The sequence below is a fragment of the Achromobacter aegrifaciens genome (assembly GCF_902859965.1).
GTDB classification, from domain to species: domain Bacteria; phylum Pseudomonadota; class Gammaproteobacteria; order Burkholderiales; family Burkholderiaceae_B; genus Achromobacter; species Achromobacter aegrifaciens.
This window is the reverse complement of the sequence record NZ_CADIKO010000002.1, coordinates 67503-88178: the sequence shown is the minus strand read 5'-3', so window position 1 is coordinate 88178 and position 20676 is coordinate 67503. Positions and strand designations below refer to the sequence as shown.

Genomic DNA, 20676 nt, shown 5'->3' with positions numbered 1-20676 from the left:
TTAAATCAATTTGAAATTTTGTTTCGTCATAAAAGAGATTTTTGTGAGTACCATCCGTTTTCTGCGCACTTTCCTGGCGGTCGCGCACCACGGCTCCTTCTCCGAAGCGGCCGAACAGGTGGCGCTGACCCAGGCCGCGGTCAGCTTCCAGATGCGCTCCCTGGAAACGGAACTGGGCCGCGAACTCTTCGACCGCAGTGGACGGCTCGCCATCCTGAATGCCGCCGGCCGGGAATTACTGCCGGAAATCAAGCACTTGCTGGATCTTTACGACCGCATGCGGCTGCCGCGCACCGTGCCCGGCGAGCTGGCCGGGTCGGTCGCCGTGGGCAGCATCGTGTCGTGCATGGGGACCCTGTCCAAGGTCGTGTCGGGCATGAAGAAGCAGCACCCCAAGCTGGACGTGCGCATCCTGTCGGGCAAGGCCAGTGAGCTGGCGGGCAAGGTCGAGGACGGCGAGCTGGACGCGGCCTTCCTGGTGGAGGCCGGGCGCAAGATGGCCAGCACCCGCTGGACCGCACTATATGAAGAGCAGCTGGTCGTCATCGCGCCGCGCTCGGCGCCGGGCGAAGACGCGCGCCAGGTACTGGCGCAGAACCCCTTCCTGCGCTTTGACCGCACCCAGCGCACCGGCCTGCAAATAGACCGGCTGCTGCGCCGCCTGGCGGTGCCGCTGAACGAATACCTGGAACTCAACGCCATCGAGACCCTGGTCGAGCTGGTGCGCCAGGAGGTCGGCGTGACGCTGCTGCCGCTGATCAACGGCTCCAACTGGCAGCACAGCCCGGAACTGCGGATTCTGACCCTGCCCCAGGACCTGGGACCGATGGCGCGCGCCATTGGCATGCTGGAGCGGCGCGAGCATGCGCGCCAGGGCATCACGGCGGCGATCTGCGAGGCCTGCGCCCAGGCGTTCCAGGCGCGCGAACCGCAGACCGCCGCCTGAGACTTACAGCCCCATCGCCGGGTCCGTCACCGACGGGCGGCCGGTTTCCACGCGGCCGGCAAAGCGGCGCAGATAGGCAGGGTCTTCGGCCAGGCGCACGGTGAAGTCGTACCAGCCCTGGCTGCCTTCCAGCGCCCAGTGCTGTTCGACCTGGCCGCCCGCGGGCACCGTGAACTTCCAGCGCTCGTGGTTGGCGTAGTAGGCGTTGGGCGCGACTTCGAAGGTGCAGGGATTCTTGCCGCCGTTAATGAAGCTGACGTAGACGTCGCCCTTGGCGATTTCGTAGCAGACGCGGATCTCCGGCGCCAGCGCCGACGTGCGGGCCAGGGCCAGGTCGCCCGCGAAATGGCGGTGGTAGCCGTTGGGGCCCAGCACCCACAGGTCGTACTTGCCGCCGTCGGCCGCCGTGTCCCAGTTGCCTTCCAGCTGCTTGTCCGGCTCCACCGTGTAGCGGCGCGGCAGGCGGTCCAGGTGCAGGCGGTCATAGACGTGGAACACCGCCGCCTCCTTGCCCGTATTGGAAAACACCAGGCGCATGGCGCCCGTGTCCGGCTGGGCGCGTGCGCTGGTGTGCAGTTCGTAGGGCAAGGCGCGGGAATAGCGCACGCCCTGCTCCTGCACCGGCTTGGCCTGGGTGCTGGGATCGGGCAGCGGCACGGCCTTCAGCGCTTCCTGCGCGCTGCGCTCGCTGTCCGAACCCGCGCGGGTCAGCAGGTTCAGGTCGGGCAGCTTTTCGTTGTTGGGCGTGGCGAAGTTGAAGGCCGAAGTCAGGTCGCCCAGCACCGCGCGGCGCCAGGGGCTGATGTTGTCCTCGGCCACGCCGAAGCGGGCTTCCAGGAAGCGCAGCACCGAAGTGTGGTCGAATGCCTGCGAGTTGACCCAGCCGCCGCGGCTCCACGGCGACACCACGTACATGGGGACGCGCGGGCCCGGGCCGTAGACGCGGTCGTCGGCGGCGTCCTGGGCGGAGGCATGGGTATGGCGCTCCAGGTCGGTGTTGACGGTGGAGGCGCCGGCCATCGAGCCGTCCGGGTTCAGCGAGGGCGCGGCGGGCGGCGGCAGGTGGTCGAAATAGCCGTCGTTCTCGTCGAAGTTGATGAGCAGCACGGTCTTGCTCCAGACCTCGGGGTTGGCCGTCAGCGCGTCCAGCGTTTCCTGGATGTACCAGGCGCCCTGGATCGGGCTGGACGGGCCGGGGTGCTCGGAATACGTGGCGGGCGCCACGATCCACGACACCTGCGGCAGCGTGCCATTGACGGCGTCCTCGCGCAGCGCCTTCAGGAAGCCGCCGTCGGGCATGGTGTTGGCCGTGCCCTTGTACAGCGGGTTGGCGGCGTCCATGGACGGCGTCCAGGCCGGATACGGCGCGCCGTTGGCGCTGTTGCCGGCCAGCTCGTTGGCGCGGCGGTATTGCTTGAAGCCGGCCAGCGGGTTGTCGCCGAAGTTTTCGGGCAGGTTCTGGTAGACCTTCCAGCTGACGCCGGCTTCTTGCAGGCGCTCGGGATAGGTCTTCCAGGTCCAGCCGGTCGACGAGGCGCCCAGGCTGTCCCACTGGTTGCGGGTCGAGGGGCCGTTGCCCAGGGCCAGCGGATCGTTGGTGCCAGTCCAGTGGAACAGGCGGTTGGTGTTGGTGCCGCCGTGGGTAGAACAGTGATAGGCGTCGCACAGCGTGAAGGCTTCGGCCAGCGCGAACTGGAACTCCACCTCTTTCTTCTTGTAGTAGCCCATGGACTGGTTCTGCTTGTAGCGCGGCCAGTGGTCCATGCGGCCGCCGTCCCAGGCCATTTGCGCGTCCACGTAGTCGTGCGGCGTGCCGGCCACGCGCTGGGCGTTGCCCTGGCTGCTGTCCAGGTGATACGGCATCACCACGCGGGTGCCGTTGCTCTGCTCCCAGACCGAACGCTTTTCAGGCAGCGGAATGGTGATGCGGTCGCCGAAGCCGCGCACGCCCTTGAAGGTGCCGAAGTACATATCGAAGGAGCGGTTTTCCTGCATCAGGATGACCACGTGCTCGACGTCATTGATGGTGCCGGTGCGGTTGTTGGCGGGGATGGCCAGCGCGCGGCGGATCGCCGGCGGGAACATCGACAGCGCGGTCAGGCCTGCGGTCGAGGCGGCGGCGTTGCGCAGGAAGCGGCGCTTGCCGGCGTGGACCTGGTCTTTATCGAACGTCACGGATTCTATTCCTATGGATCTGGAGGGAGCGCCGCTCAAGGCGCGCAACGCAATTCGGGTTTGACGGGCTCGGGCTTCGGCGTTTCGGGCTGGCCGGTGCCGGGGTCCTTGCCACCGTCGTCGTCGCCGTCATCGCCGCCGCAGGCAGCCAGCGTGGCGCTCAGCATCAGCACCGCGCCCAGGCGCAGGAAACCGCGCAAGATCATGGACATGCTCATTTTTTTATCCTCGGTACATCAGGGAAACAGTTCGGAAACGGACTTGCCGGACAGGGCGAGCGACTTCACTTCAGCTTCGGTGAGCGCGCGCGACCAGTACGCCAGGTCGTCGAAATACATCGTGTAGGGACCCTTGGTGCCGGCGCAGCAGACGCCATAGGTGCCGCGTCCGTCTTCGTTCAGGCCCAGGTGCGGCCCGTAGACGCCAGCGATCTTGGTCAGGTCGACCGAGCCCGTGCCGATGGTGCGCTGCGAGAAGCCCAGTTCGCTGTCGTAGACGGAGGCCGTCAGGGTCTTGGCCGTCTTGTTCACGGTCATCGCAACGTAGACCGGCTTGTTCGGGGTGAACTTGACGTTGTTGATGTCGACACGCGAGCCGCCGCCAGCCAGGTTGAAATACAGCACCGGACCTGCCCACTGCGCGATGGTGATGCCAGGGTTGCCGCCGGAGTTGTAGTCCTTGTTGCCCAGGATGGACCGGTCGTTGGCGGTGCCGTCGGACTGGTACCAGAAGCCGATGGTGAAGGCCTGGGCCGCGTCCAGCATGCCTGCCGGATAGTCCAGCTTGAAGCCGCCCAGGGCCGCCGCGCTGCGGTCGTTCTTGAACATCTTGCCGAACACGCCCGTGTCGGCATAGGCCGGCGCCTGCGTGCCGTCGAACGGCGTGATGGCTCCGCCGCCCGCGGCGATGTCGGTCATATTGCCTTCGAACGGGAACAGCATCGTCAGGCCAGTGCGCAGCGAAGCCAGCAACGGCAGCGGCTTGGTGTAGGCCACGGTCGTGCGCGCGGCGCTGACCGCGCTGCCGACCGCCACGCTGTAGTTCAAGGTGTGCACGCCCTCGGTGTCGAACTTGAAGCCCTTGTCCACATACTCGGCGACCGTGCCGGCCACGCGTGCGATCTCCACGCCGTCGCGGCTGACCACGATGTCGCCGGCCGGCTCGCCCACGCGCACCCAGCTCAGCGTCACGCTCTTGTTGTCGGTCGAGGTGCGGGCCGCGGTGTGGCGCAGTGCCAGCTTGCCGGCAAGCGAGGTGCCCGCCATGTCGTACTTGGCGGCGGGCGGCAGAACCTTCAGGTGGTCCAGCACCGTCGGCGCCACATCGGCCGCGCTGGGCAGCGCGTACCAGTTGTTGTCCCACAGGCCGTCGAACGACGCGTCGTCGGCGCTGCCGCCCAGCAGCGCAGGCTGGTTGGCGGCCAACAGGATGGTCTTGTTCGAGGACATGGGACGGCCGTCGCTGGCGCCGGTCTTGCCCAGGCCGTGGCTGGAAGCCACGATCACCAGCCACTTCTCGCCGGGGTGCTCCGCCTTGCGGTCGGCGATCTGCTTGGTCAGCGCGCCGATGGCGGCGTCGGCCTGCCGGATCGCGCTGTCATAGGCCGAGCCGAAGCCGTTCTCCGAGGCAATCCGTTCCGGCGCGCCGAACTGCGCCACCACCACGTCATAGCCTTCGGTGATGCGGTCGCGCGCCTGGGCGGCGACGCAATCGTCCGCGCCGGCGCAGTCGGTCAGCGACTGCAGATAGCCCGCGTCGCGCTGGCCGGCGATAAGGCCGGCCACCACGGTCGAATTGAAGGCGGCGGCGGTGCGCGCTTCGGGGCGCGCCTGCTTGATGCGCTGGAACAGGGTCGGCGATTGCAGCGTTTCGCCCTGCACGCTGTAGCGCACGCCGTGCTGGTCGGCCCATTGCCCGGTCAGCAGCGTCGCCCAGCCCGGCGCCAGCAACGTGGGCTGCTGCGTGGGCGCGTCCGTCACGCCGCCGGTCCAGGCGCGCGTGGCGTTGAGCTGCGCGAGGTTCGGCAAGGCCTTGTCGGCCACGCCGCGGCGCATCGCGTCATAGGTCAGGCCGTCGACGCCGATGAACAGCACCTTGTCGGCGGGCGTCGGGTCCGGCTGGGTCACAGGCGGCTGGGTCGGCGGCGCTTCGGTGTCGTCGTCATCGTCGCTGCCGCCGCAGCCCGCCAGGGCACTGGTCGCCAGCAGGGCCGCGCACCATCTTCTCCAATTCAATGCTTGCATGCTTCTCTTCTCTAGTCATGAACAGGGTTTTATGCAGGGCCACATGATGGCCAGTCAAGGTGAAAGCCCCGTGAAGCAAAGAAGAGAAACCTTGATCGACGGATCAGGATTCTTTTGCGCGCAACCATGGCGCAGGCGCCGCGCATCGCGGGCTTGTCATGTGCGGCGGCTATAGTCGGCGCGGTCTCAACCCGCCACGCACGTTCAATCCATGCCCCTGTTCCTGCGCCCGACCCCGCCCGCCGCATTCCGCATACTCGCCGTGCTGGCCCTGGCCGCCGGCCTGGGCGTATGGGCGTCGATCCTGCTTGCGCCCAAGGCTGGCGCCCTGCCTCCCGCGGTGTCGGCGCAAGCGCCGCGCGCTGCCGACAACACGCCCGTGGCGTTGTGGTTCGGCAAGGACGAGGCCATGCGCACACAGATCACCGTGCTAGGCGTGATCGCCGCAGGCGCCGATGGCGCCGCCGTGCTCAGCATCGACGGCGGCCCGCCGCTGGCCTGGCGCGCGGGCGGCGAAGTGGCCCCCGGCATCGTGCTGCGCGAAGTCGCCGCGGACGCGGTGACGGTGGAACAGGCTGGGCGCGCCAGCCGCCTGCCGGCCCCGGCCGCCCTGCCCGCTCCCGCCGGCATATCGCGCGAAAAGTGAGCCGCACCGCAGGCGCTGCGACGCGCGCCCCGGGCGCAGACCGGACCTGCCCGCATTTGGCCGCGCCGTCACTATTGCTGTCATATTTCATGTCCACAATCCTCCGCTCCTACTGAAAGACCGGAGTCATCAAGTGCGTCAGTTACCGCGCGGGCTTGCCCGCCAGCAAGGTTTCACCCTCATCGAGATCATGGTGGTGATTGTGATCATGGGGATACTTGCGGCGCTGATCGTCCCCCGCGTGCTGGATCGTCCCGACCAGGCCCGCCAGGTCGCCGCGCGCCAGGACATCGCCGGCATCATGCAGGCGTTGAAGCTGTACCGCCTGGACAATGGCCGCTACCCCAGCACTGCGCAGGGCTTGCGCGCGCTGGTGCAGAAGCCCGAAGGCGTGAACAACTGGCGCGGGTACCTGGACAAGCTGCCCAACGATCCCTGGGGCCATCCCTACCAATACCTGAGCCCTGGCGTCAAAGGCGATATCGACGTGTTCTCGTTCGGCGCCGACAACAAGCCCGGCGGAGAGAGCGGCGATGCCGACATCGGCTCCTGGGAACTCTGAACGCGGCTTCACGCTGGTCGAAGTTCTGGTGGTGCTGGTGATCGTGGCGATCGCGGCCAGCATGGTGAGCCTGTCCGTGGGCCGCGGCGAGAACCGCTTGCGCGGCGACGCCCTGCGCCTGGCCGACGCCTTCACCGTGGCCCAGAGCGAGGCCCGCAGCGACGGCCGTCCCATCCGCTGGCTCGCCAACGGCCAGGGCTGGTCGTTCGAACGCCAGGGCCGGCTGCCAGGCCCGAACGCCGAGGAAGACAGGCCGCTGCCGCCGGACCGGCTGGAGCGCGACGAGGTGCTGCGCCCGCAATCCTGGTCGGCGGCGCCGGTGGCGCTACGGCTCGATCCGGACCGGCCGCTGGTGTTCAACACGGAATGGGTCGCCGCGCCGGTCACGCTGACGCTGAGCGCGGGCGATGCCCGCGTCACCTTGCAGCGCGACGCCGCGGGCCGCTATGAAATTCAATGAACCGCCCCGCCCGCGCGACCGACAGCGCGGGTTCACGCTGATCGAAGTGCTGGTGGCCCTGGCCATCATCGCCGTCGCCATGGGCGCCGCCCTGCGCGCGACCGGCGTCATGGCGGAAAACAACCGCGCCCTGCAGGACAAGACGCTGGCGCTGCTGGCTGCGCAGAACGCGCTGGCCCAGTTGCGGCTGGAACAAGCGCTGCCGCGCGCAGGCACGCGCAGCGCGCCCTGTGCTCAGGGCGGCCGGGCTTTGCAGTGCGAAATGGAGTTTACGAATTCGATGAACCGCAGCTTCCGCCAGGTGTCGATCAGGGTGCGCGACGCCAGCGCCGCGCAGGCGGACGCCGTACTGCTGCAGCTGGATGGCCTCTTGTCCAGCCTGAGATAGCCATGCGCCGCCCTCCCCGATCCCAAGCCGGCTTCACGCTGATCGAAGTGCTGGTGGCCCTGGCGCTGATGGCGCTGGTCAGCCTGATGGCCTGGCGCGGCCTGGCCAGCGTGTCCGGCGCGCGCGAGCGGATCGAGGAACAGGCCGAGGACATCGACGCCATCGTCCGCACACTGGGCCAGATGGCGCGCGATGTGGAACTGTCCTACACCGGACCCGGCTTCGAGCCGGCGGGTCTGGACGCGCAGGCCTACACCAGCGGCCTGCGCCTGCTGCGCCGTGCAGGCGGCGGGCCCGTGTTCGAGATCCTGCGCCCCGACCCTGACGGCAACGGCCTGTGGCAGCGCGTGCAATGGCAGGTGCGCAAGGACGGCCTGTGGCGCGCCAGCGGGCCATCGGCGGCGCGCAGTCCGCTGCCCGCGGCGGACAACGGCATCCTCCTGCTGCCCGGCACGCGAGCCTTGACGCTGCGCGCCTGGGTGCCGGGTACCGGTTGGGTGAATGGCGAAGGCAATCAGGCCGCCGCTCCGACCGGCCTGGAGATCGTGCTGGAACGCGGCGCCCCGGGATCCCCCGAGCGCTATACCCGCGTGCTGGAGCTGCCATGAGACGCCCGAGTAACGCAGAACGCGGCGCAGCGGTCATCAGTGCGCTCATCATCGTCGCCATCGTCGCGGCCTTGACCACCGGCCTGTTCCAGCGCCAGACCGCCAGCACGCGGCGCGTGGAAAACGAGATGGCGCGGGTGCAGGCGCGCGCCATGCTGGCGGGCGGCATAGACTGGGCCCGCCTGATCGTGCGCGACCACAGCAAGCGCGAATCCATCACCCGCGGCGACCAGATCTGGGCCACCCCGGTGCTCGACACGCGCATCGAACGCCCCGGCGACGAACGCGTCGCGGTGTTCTCCGGCCGCGTGCAGGACGAACAAGGCAAGTACAACCTCTATAACCTGGCGAACAATGGCGTGCCGCAGCCCGAGCAGGAACGGGTGCTGCGCCGGCTGCTGAACACGCTGCAACTGCCCGACACCTTGGCCGCGCGCATGGTGGACATCATGTCGGCCGCGCAGCCCGTGGCGCCGCCGGCGGATGCGCCGGCGGCGCCGCCAGGACGGCCCGCGCCCGACGCCCGCGCCCCTTTGCCGCGCGGCGTGGACGAAGTGGCGGCCCTGCTGGCGCTGGAGCCGTCGGCTCGCAACGAGCTGCGCCGCACGATGACGGTGCTGCCCGTTTCCACCAGCGTCAACGTCAACACCGCGCCCGCGGAGGTGCTTGCGGCACTGGTGCCCGGCCTGTCGCTCAGCCAGGCGCGTTCCATGGCGGGCGAGCGCGACCGCGGCAACTGGTTCAACAATTCCGGCGATTTCGCCAATCGTCTGGCGGGCGCGGGGGTCAAAGCGCCTGCGCCCGCCGTCGCCACCACCAGCGGCTGGTTCCTGGCCAGCGGCACCGTGGCCTATGAGCGGGCGCGCATCTCCATGCAGGCGCTGCTGCGCAGTTCACCGCCCGCCGCCCCAGACACCTTATGGACCAGAGAAATACCTTGAAGAACATCCTGCGCATCGCGCTGCCGCCGCTGGACGAGTTCGGCGCCGGCTCTCTCCTGCCCTATGCCTGGTTCGACCGGCGCGGCCGCTGCGCCCGCCAGGGCGAGCTCGCGCTTGAGGCGCTGGGCCATGCCTATCCCCACGCCGCCTGCGAAGCCGTGCTGCATCCCGCCGACGTGATCGCCGCCAGCGTGCAGATCCCCGCGGTGGCGCGCGCCCGATTTGCCGCCGCGGTGCACAGCGCCCTGGAGCCGCTGGTGCTCAGCGACCTGGACGCGCTGGCCATCGGCCACGGCCCGCGCTCGACCGACGGCACGGTGCCGCTGGCCTGGGCCGCGCGCGAACCCGTGCGCCGCGGCTGGAGCCTGCTGAATGCGCAGGGCTTGCGCACGCAGGCGCTCATCGCGCCGCAAGCGCTGGGGGCCGAAACCACGGCGCCATTGCGCGACCCTGCCGATCCCCGCTGGCAGGCGCCCTCGCCTTCGTGGTCGCTGGCCATGCCCCAGCTGGCGCCGGCCCGCGTCTCGGCCTGGCGCCCCGCCTGGCGCTGGGGCGCGGCCGCGGCAGTGGTCTGGATAGGCGGGCTGAACCTGTACGCCTCGCAACTGCAAGCCGAAGCCGACGCGTTGCGCAACGGCATGCACGCGCAGGTCCTGGCCGCGTTCCCCGACCTGCCGGTGGTCCTGGATCCGCCGCGCCAGGCGCAGCAAGGCCTGGACGCGCTGCAGGCGAACCGCGGCGCGGCCAATGCCGCCGACTTGCTGCCCCTGGCGCGCGCCGCGGCCCAGGCCCTGCCTTTCGCCGCCGACAAGGTAGCCCGCCTGGGCTACGCCGAACAGGCGCTGACGCTGCAACTGGCAGATGCCGGCGAGCAGTCGCAACGCGTGGCTGAGACGCCCGCGCTGATCCAGCAAGCCGCGGCCCTGGGCCTGAAGCTCGAACGCGGCGACAACGACACCACCTGGCGCATCGTGCGCGCGCAACCATGAAACTCCCGCAAGCCCTGCATGCGGCCAGACAGTCGCTGGCCAAGACCCTGACTCCCGCGCTGGCGCGCGCCGGACTACGCTACCAGGCGCTGGCGCCGCGCGAGCGCCGGCTGGTGACCGCGGCTGCCCTGCTGCTGGGCGGCGCGCTGGTCTTCGTGACCCTGATCGAACCGCCCCTGAACACGCTGCGCAAACTGCAAACGGAATTGCCCGCGCTGCGCGGCCAGGCGGCCACGGTCGCGGACCTGACCGCCCAAGCCACGGCGTTGCGGCGTAAATCCGCGGAGCCCGCCGGCGCCATGCCCAGCGCCGCGGAAATCGGCGCCTCGCTGGAGCGCGCCGGACTCGCCGCGGAACAGTGGGCGCTGGGCGAGCCCGAACACGGCCCGGGCGTGCTGCTGACGCTGAAGCAGGCGCCCTCTTCGGCCTTGCTGCGCTGGCTCGACGGAGCAGCGCGCGATTGGGGCCTGGCGGTCAAGGAAGTGCAGCTCACCCGTGCCGCCAATGTCAACGGGCGGCCGCTGCCCGGCCTGGTCAATGGCAAGGTGAGCCTGATGGCGCCGCAAGCTTCGGAGCGTGGCTGAGATGTCCGGCTTCCCGCTTTCCAAACGTTCCGCCGCCCTGCTCCTGGCCGGCGCCGTCTGCGCCGCCGCGGCCGCCGTCACCGTGCTGCCCGCGCGCTGGCTGCTGGCCCTGCTGCCGGACAAGGCGCCGGTCACGTTGGCCGACGCCAGCGGCACCTTGTGGCGCGGCAGCGCCTGGATCGCGCTGGGCCCGCCTGGCGCGCGCCGCATGCTGCCGCAACCGGTGCAATGGCAATGGCGCTGGGACGTGCTCGCTCTGGATATCTCCCACCCCTGGCTGCAAGGTCCCTTGCGCGCCACGCCCGGCTGGAACGGCGTGTCCGTGCCGGCCCAGTCGCTGCGCGCGCCCGCCTCCATCCTGTCCGCGCTGGGCGCGCCGTGGAACACCATTGCCCCCCAGGGCACGTTGGAAGTCCGCTGGCAGCCGCTGCGGCTGGGCGCGCCCCTGCCCGCCGGCCCCGTGGCCGAACTGCGCTGGCGCAACGCCAGCACCGCGCTGACGCCGGTGGCGCCCGTGGGCTCGTATCTGCTGCGGGTACAAGGCGGCAAGTCTGGCGCCACGCTGGCGTTGAGCACGGAAAGCGGCCTGCTGGACGTCAGCGGCCAGGGCAGCGCGGGCGGGCGCGGCGGCCTGAAGTTCCAGGGCCAGGCAACCTACGCCGGCGCCGCGCGCGAGGCGGATCGGGCGGCGCTGGACGGACTGTTGTCGGCGCTGGGGCGGCGTTCGGGGGATGTGGCGTCGTTCGGCACCTAGGCACAGCGACAAGTCGCTGGCGTTCCCCATCGTCCGCTAGGCGTCCCGCGTGACCCGCAGGATTTCCTCCGGCGAGGTCTGCCCGCTATCCACCCAGCGCTGCCCGTCCTCACGCATGGTGCGCATGCCTGACGCGGCCGCCGCGCGGCGCAGTTCGCGTTCGTCACGCCCTTCGTGGATCAGCCGGCGCGCCTCGTCGTCCACCGTGAAGAGTTCGTGGATGCCGGAACGCCCGCTGTAGCCGGTATGGTTGCAGGCGTCGCAGCCTACCGGATGGAACACACGCGCGCCGTCCTGCGTGGCGGGTTTCTTGCAGGCCGGGCAGAGCTTGCGCACCAGGCGCTGCGCCAGCACGCCCAAAAGCGATGACGCCAGCAGGAAAGGTTCCACGCCCATGTCCGTGAGCCGGGTCACGGCGGACACCGAGTCGTTGGTGTGCAGCGTAGCCAGCACCAGGTGACCGGTGAGCGAGGCCTGCACCGCGATCTGCGCGGTCTCCAGGTCGCGGATTTCGCCGATCATGATGACGTCGGGATCCTGCCGCAGAATCGCGCGCAGGGCCAGCGCGAAGCTCATGTCGATCTTGGCGTTGACCTGTGTCTGGCTGATGCCGGCCAGGTCGTATTCGATCGGGTCCTCGACCGTCAGGATGTTGCTGGTGGACGCGTCCAGGCGGCTCAATGCCGCGTACAGCGTGGTGGTCTTGCCGCTGCCGGTGGGCCCCGTCACCAGCACAATGCCGTGCGGCTGGCGGATCAACCGGTCCAGCTGGCCCAGCACGCCCGCGTCCATGCCCAGCTTCTCCAGCTGCAAGCGCCCCGCTTCCTTGTCCAGCAAGCGCAGCACCGCGCGTTCGCCGTGCCCGGTGGGCAAGGTGGACACGCGCACGTCTATGGGTCGTCCGCCCACGCGCAGCGCGATGCGGCCGTCCTGCGGCAAGCGCTTTTCGGCGATGTCCAGGTGCGCCATGATCTTGATGCGCGAGATCAGCGCGGCGTGCAGCGCCTTGCGCGGCGACACCACGTCGCGCAGGGTGCCGTCGACCCGGTAGCGCACCACCGAGTGGGTCTCGAAGGGTTCGATGTGGATGTCGCTGGCGCCGTCGCGCGCCGCCTGGGCGAACAGCGCGTTGATCATGCGAATCACGGGCGCGTCGTCCTGGGCCTCCAGCAGGTCCGCCACCTCGGGCATGTCCTGCATCAGGCGGTCCAGGTCGATCTCGTTCTCGGCCACGCCCATCACCGAGGCCGCATCCTCCGAATGGCTGTAGGCCGCGGTCAGCAAGGTTTCCAGCGCCTGGTCCTCGACCTGCGCCAACTCGATGTCGCCGTGGCAGCGGCGGATCTCGCGCACCGCCCATTCCGGCGTGCGCGGGCTGACGGTCAGCCGGGCCTGGCCGCCGCGCAGCGACAGCAGCGCGCGCTGCGCCCGCGCCCAGGCATAAGGCAAGGGGTGCGCGCTCATAGCAGCGTATCGGGGTCCACGGCCACGCTGTGCATCAGCGTGCGCGACACGCGGATCGCCTCCGACGCGTCGCGCGCAGACTCCGTGCCGGGATACTGGCGCACCGCAAAAGACTGCGCCGTGACCGGCGCCGGCCGGCGCAGCGTTTCAGCCTGATGTTCCGGACGCAGGTCATAGGCGTTGTTGGACACCGAGGGCGCGGAGCCCGGCGGCGGCAGCATCGGCGCCTGCATGTCGGGCAGCGCCCAGTGCTGGCCCGGCTGCACCGCCGCCTGCGCGCGGCGCATGTAGTCGTAGCGGTCCATGGTGACGCCCGCCGTGCGGTTGGCGTCGCGCACCACGTAGGGGCGCAGGAACACCATCAGGTTGGTCTTGGTGCGCTTGCGCGTGTCGTAGCGGAACAGCGAGCCGATCACCGGCAAGGATCCCAGCAGCGGCACGCTGTTGGTGGAGAGCGTGACGTTGTCTTCCAGCAGGCCGCCCAGCACGATGATCTGGCCGTCGTCGATCAGCACGCTGGTGTCGATGGCCCGCTTGTTGGTCACGATGCCGGTGGTGGAGTTGGAGCGGCTTTCGTCGATGCTGCTGACTTCCTGGTAGATGTCCAGCTTTACCGCGCCGCCCTCGGAAATCTGCGGCCGGATGTTCAGCTTCAGGCCCACGTCCTCACGTTCGATCGTCTGGAATGGATTGGTGCTGCCGTTGCTACCCGAGGTCACGTACTGCCCGGTCACGAACGGCACGGTCTTGCCCACCAGGATGCTGGCCGACTGGTTGTCCAGGGTCAGCAGGTTGGGCGTGGACAGGATGTTGGCTTCGCCAGTGTTCTCCATGGCGCGAGCCAGCACGCCCAGGTTGATCACCTTGTTGCCCAGCACGTCGACCGTGCCCTTGACCACCCCCAGGCTCAGGCCGCTGCCGATGCCGTCGATGGTGGTCGGCCCCTTGCCGGTGATGCCGCTGCCGCCCAGGTTGGTGCCGCCGATGAAGCTGGTGCCGTCGCTGTTGATGTTGCCGGCGCCCGTCATCCACTGGATGCCGAACTCCGCCGCCTTGGCCTCGCTGACTTCGACGATCAGGCTTTCCACCAGCACCTGCGCGCGGCGCTGGTCGAGCTGGTCGATGACTTCGCGCAGGCTGCGGTACAGCGGCTCGGGCGCGGAAATGATGAGCGAGTTGGTAGCCGGATCGGCCTGGATGGTGGCGCCGCCGGCCGAATACGACACGGCCTGCGTGCTGTTGTCTTCGCGCGAGATGCGTTCCTGTTCGCCCGACAATCCGCCCGTGTTCGAACCGGACATGCCGGCCATGCCCGCTGTCGCCTGGGCCGGCATGCCAGCCGCGGCGTTCTGCGTGCGCGCTCCGCCCTGCGCGCCCGTGCCGCCGCTGGCGCCGCCCGTGGCGCCGGGCGCGGAATTCGCCTGCCCCGTCAGCAACCCGCCCAGGACCTCGGCGATGCGCGTGGCCTGCGCGTTGCGCATGTAGACCACGTGCAGGTTGCCAGCGCGGTTCTGCTGCGCGTCCAGCTTCATGATGAGATCGCGCGCCAGCCGCGTGCGCGCCGGGCTGCCGGAACGCACCAGCACGCTGTTGCTGCGCGGATCGGCCACCACGGCGATGCGCTGGGTCGGGTCGCTGCTTTGCGTATCCAGCAGTTGCGAGGCCAGGATGGCGAGGTCGGTGGCCACGGCCGAACGCACCGGCACCACGTCGGTGTCGATCGAACTGGGCACGTCGATGCGCGCGATGACCTGCGCGATCCGCTCCAGGTTGTCGGCGTAGTCCGTTACCACCAGCGTGTTGTTGCCGGGATAAGCGTTGATCGGGTTGTTGGGCGGCACCATGGGGCGCAGCACCGGCACCAGGTTGGCGGCGTTTTCGTACTTCAGCGGGAAGACGCGGGTCAGCATTTCGCCGCTGCTGCCCTTGGCAAACGCGGACACTGGCACCGGACCGCGGCCCGCGCCGCCCACGGCTTGCGCGGGACGCGCGCTGCCCGCGACCACGCTGCCTTGCAGCTTGCCATCGGCCTCGGGCACCACGCGCGTCACGCCGTCGACCTCGACGATGGCAAAACCCTGCATGCGCAGCGCGCCCGTCAGCATCGACAACGCCTGCGCGCTGTCCACGGGACGGTCCGACACCAGCGTCAGCTTGCCCTTGACGCGCGGATCCACCAGGAAGTTGCGCTGCGTGAACAACGACAGCGCGCGCAGCACGGCGGGGATGTCGGTGTCGACGAAATTCAGACTGACGCGATTGTCGGTCTGTTGAGCGTGAGCCCTGCTGGCTGCGGGTCCGAGCTGGCTTGCGGCGAGCAGTACCGCAAGGCTGAATTGCGCAATATGACGCATGACGGGATAGGTGCCTGAAACGTGAAATCGTGTGAAAAAACGTGAAAGCGCGTCGGAGTATACGTGGTGACAGTGCAACACTACGGTCATAATCCGCAGGCATCGTAGCGGCCTTGAAACCCTTTAAATTCGGGGCTTTGCGCGCTTTTTGAATGCGCGCTGGCCATGCTTTCCAGATGCCTTCCTTCCGTTACGAAGCCACCGACGCACTAGGGAAGATCGTGCGCGGCACGATCGACGCCGACAGCGAACGCGGCGCCCGCAACCAGCTGCGCGGCCGCGGCCTGCTGCCGCTGTCCACGTCCCTCGCGGCGCGCGCCGAAGGGTTCGGCGCATCGCTGCGCACGCGCCTGTCGGATGCGGATCTCGCCTGGCTGACGCGCCAGCTCGCCAGCCTGCTGGCCGCGAGCCTGCCGCTGGACGCGGCCCTGAGCGCCACGCTGGAGCAGGCCGAGAAAAAACATATCGCCGCCACCCTGGGCGGCGTGCGCGACGACGTGCGCGCGGGCCACAAGCTGTCCACGGCCCTGGCCGCGCGGCCGCGCGACTTCCCGGAGATCTACCGCGCGCTTATCGGCGCTGGCGAGGAATCGGGCGATCTCGCGCAAGTGATGGAGAAGCTGGCGGACTACATCGAGGAGCGCAACGCGCTACGCAGCAAGGTGCTGACCGCGTTCATCTATCCGGCGGTGGTGGCCTGCGTGTCGGTGATCATCGTGATCTTCCTGCTGGGCTATGTGGTGCCGCAGGTGGTGTCGGCGTTCAGCCAGGCCAAGCAGGAACTGCCGCTCTTGACGCGCATCATGCTGGCGTTGTCGGACTATGTGCGCGAATGGGGCGTGGCAACGGGCGCGGCGTTGGCGGCGGCCGTCGCGCTGTGGCGGTATGCGTTGCGCGCACCCGCTGCGCGGCGGGCCTGGCATGCGCGCGTGCTGAAGCTGCCCTTGGCGGGACGCTTCGCGCTGGGTGTGAATGCCGCGCGCTTTGCTTCCACGCTGGCGATACTCTCAGGTAGTGGCGTGGCATTGCTGACGGCGCTGGAGGCGGCGCGCCGCACCCTGGGCAACGATGTGCTGCGCCAGGCGGTGGACGAAGCCTCTGCGCGCGTGCGCGAAGGCGCGTCGCTGTCGGCCTCGCTGGGCGCGCAAAAGGTGTTTCCGTCGCTGCTGGTGCATCTGATCGCCAGCGGCGAGAAGACCGGCCGCCTGCCCGAACTGCTGGACCGCGGCGCGCAGAACCTGTCGCGCGATCTGGAGCGGCGCGCCATGGCCATGACGGCCTTGCTGGAGCCGGCGCTGATACTGCTGATGGGGGGATTCGTGCTGCTGATCGTGCTGGCGGTGATGAGCCCGATCCTGGAGATGAATCAGCTCATCCGCTAGGCTGGAAAATGCGTTGCGGGCTTGGTGCGGCAGCTTCCCCGCCGCGCCAAGCCCGCAATATCCTGCTGCGGTCTCGCGGCTGCCGGCGGATCCGGCCAGCCGCAAGTCCCCAGGAACTTACAGCGCCTCTTCGTCGCTTTCGCCCGTGCGGATGCGGATGGCCTGTTCGACCGGCGTGACGAAGATCTTGCCGTCGCCGATCTTGCCGGTGCGGGCAGCCTTGACCACGGCTTCAATGGCGGCTTCGACCTGGCTGTCGGGCAGCACCACTTCAACGCGGATCTTGGGCAGGAAGTCCACCACGTACTCGGCGCCGCGGTAGAGCTCGGTATGGCCTTTCTGGCGGCCGAAACCCTTGACTTCGGTAACGGTCAGGCCGCTGACGCCGACTTCGGCCAGCGCTTCGCGGACTTCGTCGAGCTTGAAGGGTTTGATGATGGCGGTGACTTGTTTCACGTTGGTCGTCCTGGGTTTTTGATCTGTTGCGTCGCCCTGACACGGCATGGCTGCAGGGCGCATCGGATAAGAGAATACCACCCGCGGGGGCCCGGACGCCGGGTCCCCCTTGGGCGGGAAATCCCGGTCAGGCCTCGTCGGGAATACGTTCGGCGTCGCGCATCCACACCGCCGACTCGGAGTCGCTGGGCGCGCGCCAGTCGCCGCGCGGCGACAGCGAACCGCCGGAGCCGACCTTGGGCGCGTTCGGCACGCAGGTACGCTTGAACTGGCTGAGGCGGAAGAAACGGTCCAGGAAGATCTTCAGGTTGCGCTTGATGGCCGCCAGATCGTACTGGTTGCGGGCCACGTGGCCACCCTCGGGCCAGGCGCCGGCCTCGCGGTCGCGCCAGGCCGCCAGCGCCAGGAACGCCACCTTGGTCGGCGCAAAGCCGTAGCGCAGCGTGTAGTACAGGTTGAAGTCCTGTAGTTCATAGGGACCGATGGAGTCTTCGCTCTTCTGCACCGGCTTGTCGTCCGCGCCGCCCGGCACCAGTTCGGGGCTGACGTCGGTGCCCAGCACGTCCAGCAGCACCTGCGCGCCTTCGTCGCCCAGGCGGCCGGATTCCGCGACCCAGCGCACCAGGTGGGTGATGAGCGTCTTGGGCACGCTGGCATTGACGCTGTAGTGCGACATGTGGTCGCCCACGCCGTACGTGCACCAGCCCAGGGCCAGCTCGCTCAGGTCGCCGGTGCCGATGACGATGGCGTTGTTGAAATTCGCGATGCGGAACAGGTGGTTGGTGCGTTCGCCGGCCTGCACGTTCTCGAAGGTGATGTCATAGACCGGCTTGCCGTCGGCATAGGGATGGCCCAGGTCCTTGAGCATCTGCAGGCAGCTGGGCCGGATGTCGATCTCGGAAGCCGTGCACCCCACCACCTCCATCAGCTTGCGCGCCTGCTGCAGCGTGCGCGAGCTGGTGGCGAAGCCCGGCATGGTGACGGCCAGGATGTTGGAGCGCGGCAGGTCCAGCGCGTCCATGGCCTTGGCGCAGACCAGCAGCGCATGGGTGGAATCCAGCCCGCCGGAAATGCCGATGACGACCTTGGACATGCGGCTGGCCGACAGGCGCTGGACCAGGGCCTGGACCTGGATGCTGTAGACCTCCTTGCAGCGGGCGTCGCGGCGCTGCGGGTCGGCCGGCACATAGGGAAAGCGCGCCACGCGCCGCTCCAGCGGCAGCTCGGCGTCTTCCAGCGGCGGATTCACGGGGACCGCCACGCTGCGGAATTTGCGGACTTCGTCCTGGTGGCGACGCACGGACTGGCCGAATGTGGTCTGGCGCATGCGTTCGCGCGACAGGCGTTCGAGGTCCACGTCCGCAAACAGCAGGTGGGAATGGCCGAGGAAGCGTTCGGATTCGCCCAGCAGTTCGCCGTTTTCGTAGATGAGCGCCTGGCCGTCCCAGGCCATGTCGGTGGACGACTCGCCCCGCCCGGCGGAGGTGTACATGTAAGCCGACAGGCAGCGCGCCGACTGCTGCGCCACCAGTTGGTGGCGGTACTCCGACTTGCCGACCACGATGTTGGAGGCCGACAGGTTCACCAACACGGTGGCTCCCGCCAGCGCGGCGTAGGAAGACGGCGGGATCGGCACCCAGACGTCTTCGCAGATTTCGACGTGGAACTGGAACAGCGGCAGTTTTTCCATCTGGAAGACCAGCTCGGACCCGAACGGCACAGTCTGCCCCAGCAGGCGGATCTCGGATGCGGTGGCGCAATCGCCGGCGCTGAACTGGCGCGCTTCGTAGAATTCGCCGTAGTTGGGCAGGTAGCTCTTGGGCACCACGCCCAGCACGCGGCCGCCGGCGGCGACCACGGCGCAATTGAACAGCTGATGGGCCACGCGCAACGGCGCGCCGACCACGACGGCGATGTCCATTTCAGCGGTTGCCGCCACCACCTGGGCCAGCGCGGCTTCGCATTCGTCCAGCAGGGCCTTCTGGTGGAACAGGTCGTCGCAGGTATAGGCGGACAGGCCCAGCTCGGGAAACGCCGCCAGCACCGCGCCGCCCTGGGCGGCCTGCTGCGCCAGCGCGATGGTCTGGGCGGCGTTGAAGGCGGGGTCCGCGACCTTGCATTCGGGCACGCCGACGGCCACCCGGGCAAAGCCGTGGGAATACAGGTTGAAGAACGGGTTCGACATCGGGTCTATCGCCAGGGATTTCAACGCCTGGATTATCTCACGGGGCCACCCGCCGGCCCCGCCCCCACGCCTTGCCGCGCCTGCTGTCCGCTAGCGCGGCATCTTCTCGTCGGTCAGGCCGCGTTCCGACGGCGCGGCCAGGCCCGGACGGCCGCCTTCGCCCGCCAGCGCGGCCTGCAAGGCGCCTTCGCGCAGGTGGACGCCCATTGCGCCGATATCGGCGCCGGACGGCTGCTGGTACAGGCGCAGGCCCAGTTCGGGCAGGATGGCCAGCAGATGGTCGAAGATGTCGCCCTGGATGCGCTCGTACTCGACCCAGGCGGTGACGGCGGTAAAGCAATAGACCTCGACCGGGATGCCTTCGGAGGTGGGCTCCATCATGCGCACCATCATCGCCATGTCCTGGCGGACCTCGGGATTCTGTTTCAGATAGGCCAACGCATAGGCCCGCAAGGTGCCGATATTGGTCAGGCGGCGGCGGTTGGCGGGCACGCTGGCCAGTTCGCCCATGGTCTGGTTGGCCTGGGCGATATCGTGGGTCTTGGCCTGCAGGTAGTCGTGCAAGAGGCGAAAACGCATCAGCCGCTGCGCCTCGTCGTCGGTCAGGAAGCGCACGCTGGCCGAGTCGATGCGCACGGTGCGCTTGATGCGCCGTCCACCCGATTCGAACATGTGGCGGTAGTTGCGGTAGCTTTCCGAAAACAGCTTGTAGGTGGGCACCGTGGTGACGGTGTTGTCCCAGTTCTGCACCTTGACCGTGTGCAGCGCGATGTCCTTGACGAAGCCGTCGGCGTTCGATTGCGGCATCTCGATCCAGTCGCCGATGCGCAGCATGTCGTTGCTGGTCAGCTGGGTGCTGGCCACCAGCGACAGCAGCGTGTCCTTGAACACCAGCAGCAGCACGGCGGACAGCGCGCCCAGGCCGGAAATCATCCAGAGCGGCGAGCGGTCGATCAGGATGGAAAGCACCAAAACGGTGCATACCGCCATCAGGATCAGCTTGCCGATCTGGATATACCCCTTGATGGAGCGGGTCTGCGCCCGGGTGGTGGCGGAATAGGTATCCTGCCAGGCGCTCAGCACCCCGGAAAACGCCACGAACACGCAGATCCAGGCGCCGGCATGCGCCAGCCGGCCGACGATGGTCACCGCCCGCTCGACGTGCGGCACCAGGCCTATGCCCAGCGACACCACGGCGAACGGCACCGCGTACCAGAGGTTCTGGTACGCCCGGCGGCGTTGCAGGGCCTTGTCCCAGTCGCCCCGGCCGCTCAGCACCAGCACGCGATGGGCCAGCAACAGCACGACCCGGGCCACGACCCACTGGACGAACAGCGCCGTCAGGATCAGCGCGGCGATTCCGATCAGCGTCTGCGCCCAGGCTTCGCGCGGCAGATGGGTATCCAATTGGGTGACCAGCTCTTCCCATTCCAGGGGCATAGACTCTCTTCCTGCTCTAAGGTCTTGAAACTAATCCAGGATTATCCGACAAAGGCCGGGCCGGAGGGTTCGCCCCCGCGGAACCCGCGCCCGGCGGCG

General features: G+C 68.7%; 19 protein-coding genes. 11 read left to right on the top strand and 8 right to left on the bottom strand.

Annotation, left to right across the window (positions count from 1 at the left end):
- Positions 1–43 precede the first annotated feature (43 nt).
- On the top strand, positions 44–946 hold the full coding sequence (locus HV793_RS11625; protein WP_054456604.1) for a LysR family transcriptional regulator: 903 nt from the start codon (positions 44–46) through the stop codon (positions 944–946).
- A 3-nt stretch (positions 947–949) separates the two neighbouring features.
- Here HV793_RS11625 and HV793_RS11620 read toward each other — a convergent pair whose 3' ends face one another.
- Genes HV793_RS11620 through HV793_RS11610 form a run of 3 tightly spaced genes read right to left on the bottom strand, consistent with a single transcriptional unit; the run spans position 950 to position 5364 of the window.
- Complete coding sequence (locus HV793_RS11620; RefSeq protein ID WP_175213211.1) at positions 950–3121, bottom strand: phosphocholine-specific phospholipase C; 2172 nt, start codon at positions 3119–3121, stop codon at positions 950–952.
- A 35-nt stretch (positions 3122–3156) separates the two neighbouring features.
- A complete protein-coding gene (locus HV793_RS11615; RefSeq protein WP_054456602.1) occupies positions 3157–3339 on the bottom strand; it encodes a hypothetical protein in 183 nt (60 codons plus the stop codon).
- An 18-nt stretch (positions 3340–3357) separates the two neighbouring features.
- Entirely contained in the window at positions 3358–5364 is a 2007-nt protein-coding gene (locus HV793_RS11610; protein ID WP_175213210.1) for an alkaline phosphatase family protein, read from the bottom strand.
- A gap of 211 nt (positions 5365–5575) precedes the next feature.
- Between HV793_RS11610 and HV793_RS11605 the strand changes: the two genes are divergently transcribed.
- The 9 genes from HV793_RS11605 (at position 5576) to gspN (ending at position 11296) form a co-directional block, all read left to right on the top strand.
- On the top strand, positions 5576–6010 hold the full coding sequence (locus HV793_RS11605; RefSeq protein ID WP_175213209.1) for a general secretion pathway protein GspC: 435 nt from the start codon (positions 5576–5578) through the stop codon (positions 6008–6010).
- 133 nt (positions 6011–6143) lie between these two features.
- Positions 6144–6572 carry a type II secretion system major pseudopilin GspG gene (gene gspG, locus HV793_RS11600; RefSeq protein ID WP_054456600.1) on the top strand — a complete coding sequence of 143 codons (429 nt, stop codon included), beginning with the start codon at positions 6144–6146 and terminating at the stop codon, positions 6570–6572.
- Positions 6544–7032: a type II secretion system minor pseudopilin GspH gene (gspH, locus tag HV793_RS11595; RefSeq protein WP_175213208.1), complete on the top strand. Its 489-nt coding sequence runs from the start codon at positions 6544–6546 to the stop codon at positions 7030–7032. The genes gspG and gspH overlap by 29 nt, the downstream gene beginning before the upstream one ends.
- Entirely contained in the window at positions 7019–7420 is a 402-nt protein-coding gene (gene gspI / locus HV793_RS11590) for a type II secretion system minor pseudopilin GspI (protein WP_175213207.1), read from the top strand. Before gspH ends, gspI begins: the two co-directional genes overlap by 14 nt.
- 2 nt (positions 7421–7422) lie before the next feature.
- A complete protein-coding gene (locus HV793_RS11585) occupies positions 7423–8028 on the top strand; it encodes a PulJ/GspJ family protein (RefSeq protein ID WP_175213206.1) in 606 nt (201 codons plus the stop codon).
- Entirely contained in the window at positions 8025–8969 is a 945-nt protein-coding gene (gspK, locus tag HV793_RS11580) for a type II secretion system minor pseudopilin GspK (RefSeq protein ID WP_175182102.1), read from the top strand. Before HV793_RS11585 ends, gspK begins: the two co-directional genes overlap by 4 nt.
- Positions 8948–9958 (top strand): type II secretion system protein L, encoded by a 1011-nt coding sequence (locus HV793_RS11575; protein WP_244958634.1) that lies wholly within the window; start codon positions 8948–8950, stop codon positions 9956–9958. Before gspK ends, HV793_RS11575 begins: the two co-directional genes overlap by 22 nt.
- Positions 9955–10542, top strand: coding sequence for a type II secretion system protein M (gene gspM, locus HV793_RS11570; RefSeq protein WP_125472206.1), 588 nt, complete (start codon positions 9955–9957; stop codon positions 10540–10542). The genes HV793_RS11575 and gspM overlap by 4 nt, the downstream gene beginning before the upstream one ends.
- A 1-nt stretch (position 10543) precedes the next feature.
- On the top strand, positions 10544–11296 hold the full coding sequence (gene gspN / locus HV793_RS11565) for a type II secretion system protein N (RefSeq protein WP_119449495.1): 753 nt from the start codon (positions 10544–10546) through the stop codon (positions 11294–11296).
- A gap of 36 nt (positions 11297–11332) precedes the next feature.
- Here the strand turns inward: gspN and gspE are convergent, their stop codons facing one another.
- Positions 11333–12760 (bottom strand): type II secretion system ATPase GspE, encoded by a 1428-nt coding sequence (gene gspE, locus HV793_RS11560; RefSeq protein ID WP_175163913.1) that lies wholly within the window; start codon positions 12758–12760, stop codon positions 11333–11335.
- The gene (gene gspD, locus HV793_RS11555) at positions 12757–15114 is read right to left on the bottom strand and encodes a type II secretion system secretin GspD (protein ID WP_175213205.1); all 2358 of its coding nucleotides are present in this window, start codon (positions 15112–15114) and stop codon (positions 12757–12759) included. Before gspD ends, gspE begins: the two co-directional genes overlap by 4 nt.
- Before the next feature lie 176 nt (positions 15115–15290).
- Between gspD and gspF the strand changes: the two genes are divergently transcribed.
- Positions 15291–16496 (top strand): type II secretion system inner membrane protein GspF, encoded by a 1206-nt coding sequence (gene gspF / locus HV793_RS11550; protein WP_175213204.1) that lies wholly within the window; start codon positions 15291–15293, stop codon positions 16494–16496.
- A gap of 117 nt (positions 16497–16613) precedes the next feature.
- Here gspF and HV793_RS11545 read toward each other — a convergent pair whose 3' ends face one another.
- From HV793_RS11545 to HV793_RS11535, 3 genes are all read right to left on the bottom strand, one after another.
- A complete protein-coding gene (locus tag HV793_RS11545; protein WP_013393295.1) occupies positions 16614–16952 on the bottom strand; it encodes a P-II family nitrogen regulator in 339 nt (112 codons plus the stop codon).
- 127 nt (positions 16953–17079) lie between these two features.
- Complete coding sequence (locus HV793_RS11540; protein ID WP_054456590.1) at positions 17080–19137, bottom strand: NAD(+) synthase; 2058 nt, start codon at positions 19135–19137, stop codon at positions 17080–17082.
- Between the two features lie 90 nt (positions 19138–19227).
- A complete protein-coding gene (locus tag HV793_RS11535; RefSeq protein WP_119449493.1) occupies positions 19228–20577 on the bottom strand; it encodes a mechanosensitive ion channel family protein in 1350 nt (449 codons plus the stop codon).
- Between the last annotated feature and the right edge of the window lie 99 nt (positions 20578–20676).

Excerpts from the sequence above, each read along its gene's own strand:
- HV793_RS11605 (WP_175213209.1), top strand. The coding sequence starts at position 5,576 with ATGCCCCTGTTCCTGCGCCCGACCCCGCCCGCCGCATTCCGCATACTC.
- gspD (WP_175213205.1), bottom strand. The coding sequence starts at position 15,114 with ATGCGTCATATTGCGCAATTCAGCCTTGCGGTACTGCTCGCCGCAAGC.
- gspM (WP_125472206.1), top strand. The coding sequence starts at position 9,955 with ATGAAACTCCCGCAAGCCCTGCATGCGGCCAGACAGTCGCTGGCCAAG.
- gspE (WP_175163913.1), bottom strand. The coding sequence starts at position 12,760 with ATGAGCGCGCACCCCTTGCCTTATGCCTGGGCGCGGGCGCAGCGCGCG.
- HV793_RS11610 (WP_175213210.1), bottom strand. The coding sequence starts at position 5,364 with ATGCAAGCATTGAATTGGAGAAGATGGTGCGCGGCCCTGCTGGCGACC.
- HV793_RS11615 (WP_054456602.1), bottom strand. The coding sequence starts at position 3,339 with ATGAGCATGTCCATGATCTTGCGCGGTTTCCTGCGCCTGGGCGCGGTG.
- gspI (WP_175213207.1), top strand. The coding sequence starts at position 7,019 with ATGAAATTCAATGAACCGCCCCGCCCGCGCGACCGACAGCGCGGGTTC.
- HV793_RS11540 (WP_054456590.1), bottom strand. The coding sequence starts at position 19,137 with ATGTCGAACCCGTTCTTCAACCTGTATTCCCACGGCTTTGCCCGGGTG.
- HV793_RS11535 (WP_119449493.1), bottom strand. The coding sequence starts at position 20,577 with ATGCCCCTGGAATGGGAAGAGCTGGTCACCCAATTGGATACCCATCTG.
- gspK (WP_175182102.1), top strand. The coding sequence starts at position 8,025 with ATGAGACGCCCGAGTAACGCAGAACGCGGCGCAGCGGTCATCAGTGCG.
- gspN (WP_119449495.1), top strand. The coding sequence starts at position 10,544 with ATGTCCGGCTTCCCGCTTTCCAAACGTTCCGCCGCCCTGCTCCTGGCC.
- gspF (WP_175213204.1), top strand. The coding sequence starts at position 15,291 with ATGCCTTCCTTCCGTTACGAAGCCACCGACGCACTAGGGAAGATCGTG.
- HV793_RS11585 (WP_175213206.1), top strand. The coding sequence starts at position 7,423 with ATGCGCCGCCCTCCCCGATCCCAAGCCGGCTTCACGCTGATCGAAGTG.
- gspH (WP_175213208.1), top strand. The coding sequence starts at position 6,544 with ATGCCGACATCGGCTCCTGGGAACTCTGAACGCGGCTTCACGCTGGTC.
- HV793_RS11575 (WP_244958634.1), top strand. The coding sequence starts at position 8,948 with ATGGACCAGAGAAATACCTTGAAGAACATCCTGCGCATCGCGCTGCCG.